Below are 15669 nucleotides of genomic sequence, written 5' to 3'. Positions count from 1 at the left end.
GTTCACGGGCTTCGCCAATAAATCTTGTTTATGGAGCTAAAGTCTACTCTGTCAAGGCTTCGTCCTTGCCGAAGAAGGCTTCCAGCTCTTTCAGAGTATTCTCGTCTTTGTGTGCGTCTTTCACTACTTCACCCTTTTCCAAAAGCACAATCCGGTCACAGACTTCGGTGACGTGGCTCAGATCGTGACTGGAAATGAACATGGTGATCCCTTTCTCCGCCTTTTGGTTTTGCAACAGTTTTTTCAGGCGAATCTGCGTACTGGGGTCCAAGTTGGCGAAGGGCTCGTCAAGAATCAGCAATTCCGGGTTGCCGATAAGCGCCCCGATTATACCGACCTTTTTTTGATTTCCTTTCGAAAGGTTACGGATGTATTTGCCCGTTCCCAATACTTCCCCGTTGAAAATGTCTTCGAATTGCGCCAGAAACTCTTCAAGATCCGCTTTGTTCAGGCCACGGAGCTTACCAATGAATTCGAAATACTCTTCGGGCGAGAGGTAATCGATCAGGAAGCCCTCGTCGAGATAAGAGCCAGTAAACGATTTCCAACTGTCGTCGCCTTTGACTAGTTGTCCGTTGAGCTTCACTTCGCCTGTGTCCGGCAAGATCAAATCGAGTACGGAGCGGAAAAAAGTGGTTTTGCCGGCGCCGTTGTTTCCGACCAAGCCTACCACTTCGCCTTTTCCGATGTTGAGTTGTTTAATGTTCAGTACGGTAACGGGTCCGTAGCTTTTTTTGATATTATTTACTTGGATCATGATTTCGTGATTGAGGTTTCAAAAAAGGGTTTAGGCGCGTAAGCCTTCGGCCAGGCGGTACTTTTGCTTAACGTACATTTTGGCTATCCTGTCAAGGATGGGGCTTTGCAAGGCTAATCCCAAGACGCCGATAATACCGATTGTAATCAGCGCCGTATTGTTGTCTGCCAAAAGTGTGATCGGCCAATAAAGAACTTGTGGCAACAGAAGAAACGGAACGGAGGCGAGCCATTGTGTGGCGCCGGTGCCCTCGAAGTTAAACGATCCCGATTTCGTAATATCGAAACGCCTGTTGTTTCTGGTGCTGAACAGCAGAAGTATGTAGCTACTGACGCCGATGTTGAAAAGTGCCATCGACAAGTGTGTCCAGATTATATCCATGCCGAAATAGCCGTACGGCAACGAAAGGACAAAGAAAACTGAACAAAGGGTGATCATGTAGCGGTGCTTTGAGCGCACGTAGTCTTTGAACGAAAGGTTGCTGGTCAGTAACATGTCAAAGTGTCCGCTGTCCCATGCCGGTACGAACTGTCCAAAGTTTGACATGCCGAGGCCTGTGATAAACACAGCGCAAAAGACGTACATGCCCTTTCCGTAAATATCGTTAGTGTAGAACAGAAGTCCGTAGAACAAGAAAGCGAAAGCCATAATTGTAACTTGTTTCGGTCTTTTGTTTCGCATGATCATTTTCAGGTCCAAAGCGATAATGTCTCCAACTCTACCGAAACCGCGCAGAAACGACAGTCTTTCGTTGAGGTTGTCGCCTTTTCCGCCGTCTGTTTTCACCGCCAGATTTTCCAGGTAAGCTTTGGACTTAAGGTAGCGGAAAGCCAAAACGTACCAAAGTACAGCCCAAACGACCGTTGACAAAGCCGTAAGCGGAGTAGCGGCGACCGTTTCCATAAAGGCGCTGGAAATTTCGTTTACAGGGAAAAGGTCGTAATAATTAAGCCCGAACAGTCCTGCGGCCAATAACATTAAGGCCCAATTGATCCAGATTTTGCCCAGGGTTTCCTTTTTGAGAATGAAAACGATATAGTTGTTGGCCATGGACATGCTGAAGAAAACGATCAGCCAAGCGATGGCGGAAGGGAAGTCATTTACCTTTTGGACCACTTTCAGGGCGAAAGGTATGGCGAACGCGAGGTGGAGCCAGTTGTTGGCGCTAAAGAAAGATCTGGCGAGCAGAAAGTTAAAGACTTTGGATTTCCGGATCGGCAACAAAAGGTAAGGTTGGATACCGATGGCCGGAGTGTTTTGCATAGTCATTCTTACACCGATTCCGACAATCCAATATAGGACAAGGTAACCGTTTATGAAAGTGACGGGGTTTATAGTATCGTTGTCTTTCAGCAAGATCACGTCGATGAGTAGGCCGAACGCTATCAAGTAACACAAAGCCATAAACCCTAAAAAGCCCATCAGAATCTTGACCGGAAGCCCTTGGTCAAAGGCCGGAGACCGGAAATCTTCTTTCCATTTATGTTTGAGGAGTTGTAGAATCATAAGCGAGCGCTGTTGTATATAATAGATTTGGTTTGCGAAAAAGTGTTGAACCAAAGATACTCTTGCCGGATTCATAGGCAAATACAATTTTGACAAATACTTGACTCGGGAAGATAATTGGGGATTTTTTTAGGGCAGAAGGCGAAAACCCCAACTGGACGGTTTCCTCCTTCATATGAAAACTGATGGCGATAATCACCTTCCAAACTGAAGCTTATCATGCTTTTTGCGGAGTGGTTTGTGCTTCAAAATAGATAATTAGTGTATCTTTGTTTAAAATTTAGACGAGCTTAAAAATATTTTGAAGCCCATCATTTTTTCGATTTAAATAGATCTCATGAAAATGAAGAATTTTGCAATATTCTTGGCCGTGCTACTCGTATTGGGCGGGTGCAAAGTCAAGAAAAAGGAAGGAGTGGAAAATCGTACAGGTAAGCTGTCGGTGGTTACCACTACTACGATGATCACCGATTTGCTGAAAGTAGTGGGCGGTGACCGTGTGGAGGTTCAGGGCCTTATGGGCAGCGGAGTTGATCCGCACCTCTATAAAGCCAGTGAAGGCGACGTAAACAAGCTTTTTACCGCAGACGCGGTCTTTTACAACGGTCTTCACCTAGAAGGAAAACTGGTCGATGTGTTCGAGAAAATGCGCCGACGAAATCGGGTGACGATCGCTTTGGCTGACGCTTTGGCCCCGTCGGATTTGATTACATCGAAAGAGTTTGCCGGAAATCATGACCCTCATGTTTGGTTCGACATCAACCTGTGGGAGAAAATAACGCTTTATACCGCCGAAAAGCTTTCCGGACTGGATCCGGCGAACGCCGATTATTATATGGCGAACGCTAAGGCTTACCATGAAAAGTTAGCGAAGCTATTGGTCGATATGAAAAAAGAGGTGGCCGTGCTTCCCGAAGAAAAACGTGTGCTGATCACAGCCCATGATGCGTTCAACTACTTTGGGCGTTCGCTCGGATTTGAAGTGGTAGGGCTTCAGGGACTTTCGACCGCTACCGAGGCGGGGGTAAAAGATGTCCGTAAGCTCGCCGAATTGATAATCGATAAAAAAGTCAAAGCGATTTTTGTTGAGTCGTCCGTTCCGAAAAGGACAATCGAAGCATTGCAGGCGGCGGTAAAGGATCAGAACCATAACGTCAACATTGGCGGAACGCTTTATTCCGACGCCTTGGGCAACGCAGGTACTCCGGAAGGGACTTACTTGGGAATGTATAAATACAATACAGAGACAATCGTTAACGCGTTACGGTAATGGGGGAGAAGATAGCGATACAGGTAGACGACCTGACCGTGGCTTATAATTATAAGCCGGTGCTGTGGGATGTGGATTTGAAGATTCCCGAGGGTGTGTTGATGGCCGTAGTTGGTCCGAACGGAGCGGGAAAATCCACGTTGATAAAATCCGTGTTGGGAATTATCAAGCCCTTGGCTGGTTCTGTGAAAGTATTCGGAAAACCTTACAGGAAACAACGCTCCAAAGTAGCCTACGTTCCGCAAAAAGGCAGCGTGGATTGGGATTTTCCGACCACGGCCCTCGATGTGGTGACGATGGGCACCTACGGACGCCTGGGTTGGATAAAAAGGCCGGGAATAAAGGAAAAGAAAGAGGCGCTGGAAGCTTTGGAGAAAGTGGGGATGTTGCCGTTTCGCGATCGTCAGATCTCACAGCTTTCGGGCGGGCAACAGCAACGGATCTTTTTGGCCAGAGCATTGGTCCAGCAAGCCGAGATTTATTTGATGGACGAACCTTTCCAAGGCGTTGACGCCACTACGGAAAAAGCGATTATCAATATTCTGAAAGACTTGCGCAAAGCGGGCAAAACCGTAATCGTGGTGCACCATGATTTGCAGACGGTACCGGAATATTTCGATTGGGTGACATTCCTAAATGTCAAGAAAATAGCCACGGGGCCGGTCAAAGATATCTTCAACGATGATCATTTGACACAGACTTACGGAATCAATTACAAAGTAAGCATCCAGCCCTCATGAATTTACCGGAATATTTCTCGTTGGTCTTTACGGACTATACCCTGCGTACAATCACGCTGGGAACGGCTTTGCTTGGGGCGATATGCGGTATGTTGGGCAGTTTTGCCGTATTGAGAAAACAGAGTCTTTTGGGCGACGCCATCTCTCACGCCGCTTTGCCGGGCATAGCCTTGGCTTTTATCCTTTTTCAATCCAAAGACAGTTCTGTGCTTTTGACGGGGGCTTTGGTCAGTGGATTGGCCGGCACGTTTTGGATCAGAAGCATTACCCAGAATACCCGCTTGAAGTCTGATACTGCCTTGGGGCTTGTTTTGTCGCTGTTTTTTGGCTTCGGAATGCTGTTGCTCACTTTTATTCAAAAACAGCCGAACGCAAACCAAGCCGGTCTGGAAAAATACCTGTTCGGGCAAGCGGCTACGCTAGTGGCTTCGGACGTGTGGCTTATGGCCGGAGTGACAGGCGTTAGCTTTTGCGTAATGTCAATTTTCTGGAAAGAGTTCAAAGTCCTGCTGTTTGATCCCGAGTACACTTTGACTTTGGGCTTCAATACCAAGTTTATCGATATCCTGATGACCTCGTTTATGGTTTTGGCCATCGTTTTGGGCTTGCAGACAGTAGGCGTGGTATTGATGAGCGCCATGTTGCTGGCTCCCGCCGCCGCCGCTCGCCAATGGACTGACCGGCTTTGGGTAATGGTAACTTTGGCCGCCGTGTTTGGCGCTTTGTCGGGAATATTGGGCACCGCGATTTCCGCCGGTTATGATAACCTATCCACCGGGCCGGTTATCGTTTTGGTAGCCGCCGTGTTTGTGTTTCTTTCGTTTGTTTTCGCTCCGAGGCGGGGTTTGTTGGCCCGCCGTATTGGTTTTATCCGAAACAGGAACGATCTGCACTTGCACAAGACACTCTCGTTTATGTACGAAATTGCCAAAAGTCACGAAGACCATAGCCATCCGCACTCGTTGCGGTTGTTTAACGAGTTCAGGGGCTTTTCGAAAAAATCGTTGCGAAAACTGGAAGTCCAAGGCTGGATCACTTTCGATAGCCGACAGTGGTCGCTCACTGACGAGGGTTTTCATAAAGCGGCGAACCTGTATAATCAAAATGTTGAAAAGCCATGACACAAGCTCAGTTTGAAATTCAGCTTATAGCCATGTTAGTGGCTATGGCGTGCGCCATTCCGGGCACCTTTTTGGTTCTTCGCAAAATGGCCATGATTTCCGATGCGATCAGCCATTCCATTTTGCCGGGCATAGTTATAGGTTTCTTTGTTACCCAAGATATCAGCTCGCCGCTGTTGGTGGTTTTGGCCGCGTTGTGCGGAGTCCTGACGGTAATGCTGGTGGAGTGGATCCAGAAGACGGGCTTGGTAAAAGAAGATACGGCGATTGGGCTGGTGTTTCCGGCGCTGTTCAGTATCGGGGTCATAATGATCGCCAGAAACGCTAATGACGTTCACCTCGACGTTGACGCCGTTTTGCTTGGCGAGTTGGCCTTTGCCCCGTTCGACCGTTTTATTATAGGCGAATACGACCTTGGTCCGAAAGCCCTTTGGGTGATCGGGTCGATTTTGACACTTTCCGTAACGCTTCTCGGGTTATTTTTCAAAGAATTAAAAATCAGTACTTTCGACCCGCAATTGGCAACGGCCCTGGGCTTTTCTCCATTGCTTATTCATCACGGCCTTATGACGTTGGCCTCCGTAACCACGGTTGGCGCTTTCGACGCCGTGGGAGCCGTGTTGGTAGTGGGACTTATGATTGCGCCACCCGCAACGGCCTATTTGCTTACCGATGATTTGAAGAAAATGTTGGGCTTGGCCGTTTGTTTTGGAGCCTTCTCGGCTATTGCGGGTTATTGGTTAGCCCACTTTCTCGACGCTTCAATTGCGGGCGCCATTACCACCGTTCTTGGTTTTGTTTTCTTTACGGTGTTTCTGATCGCTCCCGGTAAGGGTTGGTTGTCGGTTTGGCACAGAAGGAGAAGGCAGAGGCTGGAAGTTTCGTTGTTGACATTTCTCTTGCATCTGCATAACCATAAAGATGTAGAAGAGCGAAAAGTCGGGCATTTGCGCGAGCATATCAATTGGCAAAAAGTAAGGGCCAAAAGCGTATTGTCTTTGGCGTTGAATAATAATATGGTGACGATTGAAGGTGATGTCGTCTCCTTAACTTCAAAAGGTTGGAAATTCGCCAACGAGGCGATAGAGCATATCTCTTCAGATAAAACCACAGCGATCGAAAGCATGAAGGACGAGTTCTTTCTGTTTCGGGCGTAAGGTTTTTCCGGGAAAGAGAACCGGACAGTGCGATGGGCGTTGTCCGGTTTTTTTGTTGAAAATCACTGGCTTTCGACAATATTAGTGGCTCGCCAGTTCAAACTACAGCCTTGTTTTGGAGTTGTTCTTTGCGTAGCGTCCTAAAAAGTGGGATGTAATATTTAAAAGCAAAGAAGATGAAGGGAATGGTTAGGGTGTTGTTTGTGATTTTGTTTTTAGTATGCTCCACAATGGGGCTAAAAGCTCAGAAGTTGGTGGAAGAAACAGCTTTGAAATCGGCGAAATCTTCATTGTCAAAGCCGGATTTGGCGCCACCGCCAGTAAAAATCCGGCCAATTGGAATTACCGTTCAGTCTCCAATGCCTCCAGTCAACGATATTCCTTGGCCTACTGTGAAGTCATCAACTCCGCCAGCATTACCGAAATTGTTGCATATCGCACCGCCAGAGCCGGCTAATCCAAACCAAGGATATATGCCGGGTAGGGCAGACGCGCCACAAGGAACGCCGAGCCAGTCTGTCGTGGCCAAAAAAATAAAGTCTTTTCCGCCAATAAAACCCATAGCTCCGGCTCCGAAAATAAAGAAAATCAAACCGCCTAAGCCTCGTTAATCGAATAGGGTAGGATCGGGCAAAAGTTTGAACGACATGCGGTGATGGGGAGTCGTGCCCAATTCCCGGATTGCGTTTCTGTGGGCCTTTGTCGGGTAGCCGGCATTGGTCTCCCATCCATAGCCCGGGTGCTTGGTCGCAAATTCCCGCATGATTTCGTCTCGGCGGGTTTTGGCGAGAACCGAAGCTGCCGCTATGCTTAAGAACTTTCCGTCGCCTTTTACCACGCATTCGTGCGGAATTTCGGGATAAGGCTTAAACCTGTTGCCGTCGATCAGAAGGAGTTCCGGCTTGGAAGATAATCCGTCCACGGCACGGTGCATGGCCAAAAACGAAGCGTTCAGAATGTTAATCTTGTCTATTTCCGTAGGCGAAACTTCCGCTACACACCAAGCGATAGCGTCGTTTTTGATCTGTTCGCGCAGTTTGTCGCGCTTCTTTTCCGACAGTTGTTTCGAATCGTTCAGTATGTCGTTCTGATAATCTTTTGGAAGGATAACCGCAGCGGCCACAACCGGCCCGGCCAAACAACCGCGCCCGGCTTCGTCGCAACCGGCCTCGATTTTTTCTTCTGTGAACTGTGATAAGAGCATATGGTAAAGATAGCTCGAAACTAGCCTATTTTGGAAGCGTGGAGGTGATTTCTCCTTTAGGAAAGAGTTGCCGAAGTCGTTGGTGCTGTTTTTTCGGGAACAATCACTTCTTGCGGTACTAGCTGAAAACCAAGAACAAGAACGTCATCTACTTGGGATTCTTCTTGTTTCCAGTCGATAAATGTTCTCATCAGAGTGTTTTCCTGCTCTTCCATCGGAAGGTCTTGGATTTCGGAAAGAACCTTTCTGAGTCTTTTGTCGAGGAATTTTTTGCTTCTAGGTCCGCCAAATTGGTCGCGGAATCCGTCGGTATATAGATATAGACTTGTCGGTTTGTCAATTTTAAGCACGTGTTCTGTAAACACTTCATGTCCTCTGTGTCGTTCTCCGATTGATCTTCTGTCACCTTTCAGCACCTGAAGTTCTCCATCTGCGAAATAAGAAAGTTTGATGCGTGCGCCGGCGTAGCGAAGCTCGTTAATCTCAGGATCCCACCGACATAGGCCGATTTCCATTCCGTCTTCGAATGTTTTGTCGTTTAGGGCGAACTTTTCTTTTAATCGTCTATCAAGCTCCGAAAGGATATTGTCAACCGAAGTTTCACCGTTGACCCTGATGATTTCCTCAAGTAAGTTATTGCCTATGATTGACATAAATGCGCCGGGAACACCATGGCCTGTACAGTCCAGAACAGCAAGGAAATGCTTTCCGCCTTCTTTGGCTAGCCAGTAGAAATCACCGCTAACTTGCTGTTTAGGTAGGTGTAATACAAAAGCGTCAGCGAAAGAATCACGTAGACGTTTGATGTCAGGAATAAAGGCTTTTTGGAGATATGAAGCATAAGTCAAGCTTTCCCTGATTTCTTTATTGCCCGCCACAATTCTCTTGTTGGCTTTTTCCAGCGCGTCACTTTTTTCGGCCAGATCATATTTTTGGGATTCCAGAATTTTTCGCTTTTTCTCTAGCTGAAAAGTACGTCTGCTTACCATGAGTTCCAGCCGTTCATTGTCCCGCATCAATCGGTGGTTGTACCATTTAACGGAACCGAGAATAAGGGCTAAAAACGAAATTCCGTAAACCAGGTAGGCCCAGCCCGTCCGGAAATATGGCGGGTCTATTCCGAAAGAAAACGACTGAACGGGGCTAACCCGGCCTATGGCGTCAACGGCCATGACTTGGAAGGTGTATTTGCCTTCGAAAAGGTTCATGTATTCGATACGGTGGGCATTTCCTCTGTTGACCCAGCTTTCGTCAAAACCTTCCAGTTTGCAATAATAAGACACCTTGTCGTGCAGGTGGTAAGTCGGAGCGGAATAGTCAAAAGCAATAGAGTTTTGACTGTAAGGGAAAACGTGTTTTTGCTGATCTATTCCGTTGAGATAAAGCGTGTCTTCATGAGGGTAAACATGCGCTATATGAAGGCTGAGCGTACTGTCCTGTTCGGTGTTTTGGTGCGAAAAACCGTCCATAAGTAACAGGCCTGTTTGGCCGGAAACCAATAGCCTTTTTTCAGAAAGCTGTAGCCAATTGTTGAGCTCGCCCACAGGATAACGTCCCCAATCAATACCCGAAAAGATGCCGGCGGGGTGTCCTAAGTCGTCAAAGATTTTGTATTGGCCGTCTTTTTTGTTCCAATAGAACGTTGAGTCGCCGTTTAGTATTGATAAATCCTTGAGTCCGCTGATGCCGAGTCCTGATTTTCTGAATTTCTTTATTTCAGGATAAAAACGGTAAAGGCTTTCGTTTACGAATACTTCTAGGAATTCATTGTTCTTAATGATCTTGGCCCGCCCTTTTGGAAGATCCATAGTGACGCCAGGGCTTGCGACCCGGAAATCCGGTTTTAATTGGTCTTTTCCTCTCCATTCCGCAGAGAATACTTTCCCTTTGGCACTTAGCCAAAAATTGACATGATCTCCTTTTGGGAAAGCTTTGGCGCCGTCAAATTCATAATGCAGATAATTCGATTCCCAGTGTTTTTGCCATTTGCCGTTTTCGAGCCTTAAAATAGCCAAACGGCGAGGTCCGGCGCAGATGACATAGTCACGGCCTTTCCAAGAATAATGATCGAAGTAAATGTACTTGTAGTCGGAAAGATGTCGTGGTTTGGAGTCTTCATTGTCCAGAACCCAAGTGTCTAAAGCTCCAATAATAAGGCCTTCCGGCGTGGTTTTCAGCCCGAAGCAAACCGTTCCGGGATATTCCTGTTTTTCGAACTTCAGTCTCTGGCTAGTGTTTTTCTTGTTTTTGAGGAGCCCTTCCGAAGTGGCGAGATAAATCTTGTCGCGGTATTTCGCCATATCATATATAGCGCCTTCCAGTCCAGATTCCCTTCCAATTATTCCGATGGGACTCTCGATTTCCCACATCATTATGCCGCGGTACGTAGCCAGCCAAACGTTTCCTTCCCTGTCTTGTAAGGCATCGTTGAACGCATTGCCGTTCAGCCCGTCATCTTTGTCGATTTTTTCGATAAGATTACCTTTCGGACTGAAATGGAACACCCCTTCGTCCTCGGTTAGCAAGAGGAAGTTGCCGTTTCGGAGGCTGAGTCCGCCTGTGATGGAGGACGATTTTAGTTGGTCTTTGAAGTCGAATTCAAAAGGTTCGTGTCGGAATGGGGCCAACGATATTTTGAACATCTCTCCCCGACGGTTACAGGTCAGGACTTTTCCGTCGCCAAAAGGCATGGCCGTTACGGGAGTCTGCCTCAAAAAGAAGTTCCTGTTTCGGCTAAGAAGACGCAAGTGTCCCGCTTTTAGTTCGAAAAGCCCCGACATTATGTCGGTGATCCATATCCTCCCGTCAACATTCATGATGTCGAAAGGGGCTCGCATGGTGTGTTTTGTCGCCTTTTGAGACAGGTCGTCCCAAACCAGAACAGTGTCGCCGTGGATTACGAAGATTTTATTGCCTAATGAGCATAGTCCGAAAAACAGGCCCGGTAATGTGTCGCCGTCTTCACTGAAATGTTCAATCAGCGAAACGAAACGTTTCTTGCCGTTATGGATTTCGACATATCCGAAGATATTGGTGCCTGCCACAAAGGCTTTACCCGAGCCGGTAACGGTTACTTCAGAGATAGTGCGGTTATCGGAATTAGGCAGGTATTGTTCCCAATATGATCCGGCGTACCGGACAAGCCCGTCGCTGTTGACGATGAAGATCATTCCGTTTGGGCCTTGGGCAAGGCTCGTGTTGATTCGCCCCCCTTCTCCTTTTTCAGCGTCGAAAAAGACAAAAGGGCGGTGTGGCTGAGCCGAAATGTCGGTATGCGACAAGGTCAGCGCAAGGAGTAGTATGCTTACGCAATAATATTTAAGGCCTGTGTACAACAATGTATAACCTCTTCTATCACTTCAGGACCAAAACATAAATGTAAGTAATTTAGGTAAATAATCAATCAGGGCCGATAAGGCAAACTTGTCGATTATTACATTCTTTAATGCCTAACCTTCGTTTTTTCCGATTTTAGGCTCTCGTTGCTATGCAGAGAACGTAATCATCAATGAATTGGTATGACAGCCTGAAGGGACCGGTTTTTCGTGCGGAAGCCAGAGAGTAGGTTTTGGACTCCGGGCAAAATTGTTCAAATATAATTTCGTTTTTGAACTCCAAACCCGGAATGGCGGAACACTTATATATGGCCTCTTTGGCCGCCCAAGCTGCGGTAAGCGACATTTCGTCCATACCGATCATTTCGGATTCTGTTTGGCTAAGGAATTTATGCCTCACCCGGACGACTTTGGCGCTGGCCCGTTCCATATCTATTCCCGTTTTTCCCTGTTGGGTCAAAGCGGCGGCGGCGTAACCTTTTGCGTGGGTAATTGAGATGTCGCTGTCCGAGCCTTTTAGCCGTGGCCTGCCATTGGTGTCTTTTTTTAGCCCGTTCCATTTTTCGCCCGATTCTTCGGTGACTTTAGCGAGTATGGCTCTGGCCGACAAGCGTTCGGCTCTTTTGGCCGGGTGCTTGGTTCGCATTACGTCTTGGCGGTCTTCGTCATCATATGTGTAGATGGTTTCCAGAAGTTCGGCCGATTCTTCAATTTTCCAAACTCCCCAAAACAGGAATTCGCTATTTTTTTCTATTTTCGTGACTGGCATATTCCAAATTGTGGTTTCCCGAAAAGATACGTCTCCAATACGTATGGGCAACGCTTTTTCGAAAGAAAAAAGCAAAGCGACAATTTGGAAGCGATATTTTAATTATTTTCATAGGAAATTCACGAACAGTAGATGGGGAGCCCTCTGAAAGTAGAAAAACGGTTTTCGTTGACCGGACACAAAGACGCCGTTTATACTCTGGAAAAAGCTTGGGCGCCCGAGCTATTCTTTTCCGCCGGCGCAGACGGGATGGTGGTTCTTTGGAACCTGAAGGAGCCGGGCAAAGGCCGTATGGTAGCTAAAGTGCAGTCGTCTGTGTACGCCATCATGTTCGATGCCGAATCCTCGCGTTTGTATGTAGGTCAAAATCATGAGGGAATTCATGTGATTGACCCGGTCAAAAGAGAAAAAGTTGGTGATGTTGCTTTGGGTAATGTCGCCATTTTCGATATTGTCAGTATCGGATCGCAAATACTGGTCGCCTGTAGCGATGGTGTTATCAGGGTCGTGGATTGTGAAAGTCTGAGCGTGGTCAAAACCTTGCCGGCCGCTGGCCAAAGTTGCAGGTCATTGGCCGTAAGGCCGAATGCCAAAGAATTTGTGGCCGGGTACAGTGATAATGCCGTTAGGTTATTCGGAACAGAGCCTTTGTTTTGGAAAAAAGAGATTCCGGCCCATGCGAAATCCGTTTTCGCGTTACGATATTCGCCCGACGGGAAAAGGCTTTTTACGGTTTCCCGCGATGCTAAAATTAAAGTCTGGGATGCGGAGAATGATTACGCCAATATCCAGACCGTCGATGCCCATATGTATGCCATAAATCACTTGGCCCAAAGCCCGAACGGGTTGTTGTTGGCCACGTGCAGTATGGACAAGTCTATAAAATTATGGGATGCGGAAAGTCTGCGTCTTTTGAAAGTGATTGACAAGGCCCGGCATGCCGGGCACGGTACCTCGGTGAACCGGCTTTTGTGGGCCGGTTATGATAATTTGCTGATTTCGGCCAGCGATGACCGCAGTGTTTCCGTCTGGGAACTCAAACGAAATACTCCTGAACCATGAAAATAACTCCGTTAGAGATTCGCCAAAAAAGCTTTGAGCGTGTTTTTAGAGGTTACGAAAAAGAGGACGTCGACGCGTACCTGCTTTCCCTTTCCCAGGAATGGGAGAGGCTTTTGGACAAGAACAAGGACTTGCACTTGAGGCTGGAAGCCGCTAACCGTGAGGTGGCCAAACTCAGGGAAGTTGAAAGCTCTTTGTACAAGACCCTGAAAACCGCCGAGGATACCGGGCAAAGTATTATGGAACAAGCCCAGCAAAAGGCGGAGTTGAAACTCAAGGAGGTTGAGATGGATTCCGACAAGCGTCTTAGCGAAGCGAAGACCGAAGCGATCCAGATGATTGAGGAAGCGGAAATCCGCGCCGACGAGATTGTGCAGAAAGCTGAGTCTGAAGCCGGAGAAGCTGCCGAGAATATGATGGAATTGATCAAAGAGCTTGAACATCATTATAGGGCGGTTGAGGATGCTCGCGATCATATTCTTTCGGGAATGATTCATCTTTCTGACGAAATAAAGGACAGGATAGAAAGGGCTACCACAGCCAAAGAGGAGAAAAAAGGTTTGATTGACGGAATTGTGGGCAAGGCCCGTGTTACCCAGCGTAAATTCCGTGAAAACCTAACGCAAACAACCCAAGGAACCGGAGCGTCTGTGCCTGACCCGGTAACGGATTTTAACGATACGGAATTCGTGACCACTAAGCCCGACGAGCCTGAAGCCCCTGCCGTAAGCGACGATATGCCAAGCTTTCAGGAAGAGCCGGCAAAGCCAGCCGTGGAGCCACCGGCAACGCCCCAAACCCCGCCCGCTCAGAGCTTTCCGGAACCTTCCGAGGAAATCCGGCGTGAAAACGCTCCTAAGCAGGATGGAAGTGGCGGAGACCGTTCGTTTTTCGACGATTTAGGATAAGAATGGTTGAGGCCTAACGTTTTTATTAGAAAGAGATTATGGGCAAAATCTGTCTGGAGGGGCTCGAATTTTTCGCTTATCACGGCTATTTTGAGGAAGAGCGCAAGATCGGGAACAAATACGGTGTGGACATCGTGGTCGACACCGACTTTGATTACGGAGCCAAACATGATGATTTGGACGGTACAGTGAACTACATGGTGCTGTACGATATCATAAAGGAGGAAATGTCGATGCCGTCAAAGCTGTTGGAAAATGTAGGGAAGCGAATTATTGAGAGAGTTTTTTCTCGTTTCGCCACTGCGAAAAATGTTTGTTTGTCTATCGCTAAGTTCAATCCGCCTATAGGTGGGATTTGTAGTCGTGCGAAGATCGTGATCGATGAGGAAAGGCCTAAGCCTGAAGAAAGAACGAAAAACGATCGCAAACCGGAAAAAGCTGTGAACGAGCATTATGGACTTCCCGACCTCCCCGAGGAAAAAGACATAAAAGTGCCGGAGGAAGCAAAATCCTCAGGCTACAGCATGCTTGAAGAACTGTGCGAATAGTCTTGATGCGAAAAGTACAGGCTTCGAAAAATATAATTTGCATATAATGGCTTTTTGGGCCAAGGGGATAAATTCCAAACACATTTCAAATTCATCTGATTTACATCAAGGCTTTTGGAAATAGCCGTCGATTGTATTATTATGCCCTTGAATCCATTATGTTTTTACTGGAAAAGGCGAGAGCTGTTTCGGTTTAGATGAAAATCAACTTTGATAATACGAATTAGAATACTTCAATTCAGGAAGTTATAAGAAAAGGGATCTGATAATTCAAACATATTCTTCATGAACAACAATATTTCTCGAGGTTTAACTAGAATCGGGATTTTTTATGATGGAAATTATTTTTACCACGTAAGTAATTATTACGCATACCAACACGAAAGCAAAAGCCGGATAAGTATTTCCGGGCTTCATGATTTCATTCGGCGGGAAGTGGCGAGAGAGGAAGGGAGCGATTACAGACGTTCCCGGATTGTTGACGCCCATTATTTCAGGGGCCGACTGAGCGCTCGCGAAGCCAACCAAAACGGGAACAAGCTTTATTACGACCGGGTTTTTGACGATATCTTGATGTCGGAAGGCGTTACTACGCATTATCTTCCGGTTAGGGGGCACAGAAACAAGTCTGACAAAGTGGACATGTCTTTGGCCTTGGAAGCTTTTGAGCTGGCTTTCTATAAGAATTTCGACGTGGTGGTCCTTATCGCTGGTGATAGCGATTATGTGCCATTGGTCCGCAAGCTCAATACCTTAGGCACTAGGGTTATGTTGCTTTCTTGGGATTTTGAATATTACGACGATTATGGCGAACTGAGGGCTACGCGTTCGTCAAGAGATTTGGGAGAGGCAGTGACTTACCTGTCGGAAATGCATGACAGTATAGATCAGGGACTGGCGGAAAACAATCCTGAGATAGCCAATCTTTTCGTGTCCCGTGACGCATTCTCAAAGTCTGGCGAAGAGGAAGAAAGTACATTCGTCGCTGAATTGAGCGAAGAGGAAATCGGAGAAGGTTTTGAGTTCAGCGAAATCGTGACTCTCAATCAAGGTTACGGATTCGTGAAAGCCACACCAAGCAACCTGTTTTTCCATTATTCTAATCTGGCGGAAACGGATTTCCTTGATTTGGATGTCGGTAATCCGGTCAAATTCAAAAGAGGAATTACGGAAGAAGGAAAAGAAGTCGCTTATGAAGTGACAAAGTTGTAAAGAAGATCTTACATAAAAATATGAAACGGGTTCGGCGTTAATCGTCGGCCCGTTTTTTTGTTAGTAACTGTTGTTACACA

At 47.0% G+C, this 15669-nt stretch carries 14 protein-coding genes; 9 read left to right on the top strand and 5 right to left on the bottom strand.

Annotated features, from left to right (window positions below; all coding sequences use genetic code 11):
- Positions 1–43: 43 nt before the first annotated feature.
- Positions 44–757 carry an ABC transporter ATP-binding protein gene (locus tag AABK39_RS13365; protein WP_338391838.1) on the bottom strand — a complete coding sequence of 238 codons (714 nt, stop codon included), beginning with the start codon at positions 755–757 and terminating at the stop codon, positions 44–46.
- A 30-nt stretch (positions 758–787) separates the two neighbouring features.
- Positions 788–2263 (bottom strand): DUF5687 family protein, encoded by a 1476-nt coding sequence (locus tag AABK39_RS13360; protein WP_338391837.1) that lies wholly within the window; start codon positions 2261–2263, stop codon positions 788–790.
- 343 nt (positions 2264–2606) lie between these two features.
- Between AABK39_RS13360 and AABK39_RS13355 the strand changes: the two genes are divergently transcribed.
- The 5 genes from AABK39_RS13355 to AABK39_RS13335 all read left to right on the top strand — a co-directional run bounded on the left by AABK39_RS13355 (position 2607) and on the right by AABK39_RS13335 (position 7162).
- A complete protein-coding gene (locus tag AABK39_RS13355; RefSeq protein ID WP_338391836.1) occupies positions 2607–3533 on the top strand; it encodes a metal ABC transporter solute-binding protein, Zn/Mn family in 927 nt (308 codons plus the stop codon).
- Positions 3533–4273: a metal ABC transporter ATP-binding protein gene (locus AABK39_RS13350; protein WP_338391835.1), complete on the top strand. Its 741-nt coding sequence runs from the start codon at positions 3533–3535 to the stop codon at positions 4271–4273. The genes AABK39_RS13355 and AABK39_RS13350 overlap by 1 nt, the downstream gene beginning before the upstream one ends.
- The gene (locus AABK39_RS13345; RefSeq protein ID WP_338391834.1) at positions 4270–5394 is read left to right on the top strand and encodes a metal ABC transporter permease; all 1125 of its coding nucleotides are present in this window, start codon (positions 4270–4272) and stop codon (positions 5392–5394) included. The genes AABK39_RS13350 and AABK39_RS13345 overlap by 4 nt, the downstream gene beginning before the upstream one ends.
- Positions 5391–6551: a metal ABC transporter permease gene (locus AABK39_RS13340; RefSeq protein WP_338391833.1), complete on the top strand. Its 1161-nt coding sequence runs from the start codon at positions 5391–5393 to the stop codon at positions 6549–6551. Before AABK39_RS13345 ends, AABK39_RS13340 begins: the two co-directional genes overlap by 4 nt.
- A 176-nt stretch (positions 6552–6727) precedes the next feature.
- Positions 6728–7162: a hypothetical protein gene (locus AABK39_RS13335; protein ID WP_338391832.1), complete on the top strand. Its 435-nt coding sequence runs from the start codon at positions 6728–6730 to the stop codon at positions 7160–7162.
- Here AABK39_RS13335 and AABK39_RS13330 read toward each other — a convergent pair.
- The 3 genes from AABK39_RS13330 to AABK39_RS13320 form a co-directional block, all read right to left on the bottom strand.
- Positions 7159–7755, bottom strand: coding sequence for a ribonuclease HII (locus AABK39_RS13330; RefSeq protein ID WP_338391831.1), 597 nt, complete (start codon positions 7753–7755; stop codon positions 7159–7161). The genes AABK39_RS13335 and AABK39_RS13330 overlap by 4 nt on opposite strands.
- Positions 7756–7811: 56 nt before the next feature.
- Positions 7812–11093, bottom strand: a complete 3282-nt coding sequence (locus AABK39_RS13325; RefSeq protein ID WP_338391830.1) for a SpoIIE family protein phosphatase — start codon at positions 11091–11093, stop codon at positions 7812–7814.
- Positions 11094–11226: 133 nt separating this feature from the next.
- A complete protein-coding gene (locus AABK39_RS13320; RefSeq protein WP_338391829.1) occupies positions 11227–11859 on the bottom strand; it encodes a 4'-phosphopantetheinyl transferase superfamily protein in 633 nt (210 codons plus the stop codon).
- A gap of 168 nt (positions 11860–12027) precedes the next feature.
- Between AABK39_RS13320 and AABK39_RS13315 the strand changes: the two genes are divergently transcribed.
- The 4 genes from AABK39_RS13315 (at position 12028) to AABK39_RS13300 (ending at position 15589) form a co-directional block, all read left to right on the top strand.
- Positions 12028–12921 (top strand): WD40 repeat domain-containing protein, encoded by an 894-nt coding sequence (locus AABK39_RS13315; RefSeq protein WP_338391828.1) that lies wholly within the window; start codon positions 12028–12030, stop codon positions 12919–12921.
- Positions 12918–13829, top strand: coding sequence for a DivIVA domain-containing protein (locus tag AABK39_RS13310; protein ID WP_338391827.1), 912 nt, complete (start codon positions 12918–12920; stop codon positions 13827–13829). Before AABK39_RS13315 ends, AABK39_RS13310 begins: the two co-directional genes overlap by 4 nt.
- Positions 13830–13867: 38 nt before the next feature.
- A complete protein-coding gene (gene folB, locus AABK39_RS13305; protein ID WP_338391826.1) occupies positions 13868–14377 on the top strand; it encodes a dihydroneopterin aldolase in 510 nt (169 codons plus the stop codon).
- Positions 14378–14662: 285 nt separating this feature from the next.
- Entirely contained in the window at positions 14663–15589 is a 927-nt protein-coding gene (locus AABK39_RS13300; RefSeq protein WP_338391825.1) for an NYN domain-containing protein, read from the top strand.
- The last annotated feature ends 80 nt before the right edge of the window (positions 15590–15669 follow it).

The sequence above is a fragment of the Fulvitalea axinellae genome (assembly GCF_036492835.1).
In the GTDB taxonomy this organism is placed as follows: Bacteria; Bacteroidota; Bacteroidia; order Cytophagales; family Cyclobacteriaceae; genus Fulvitalea; species Fulvitalea axinellae.
Note: the sequence above shows the minus strand (reverse complement) of the source record. Positions and strands in the feature narration are given on the sequence as shown.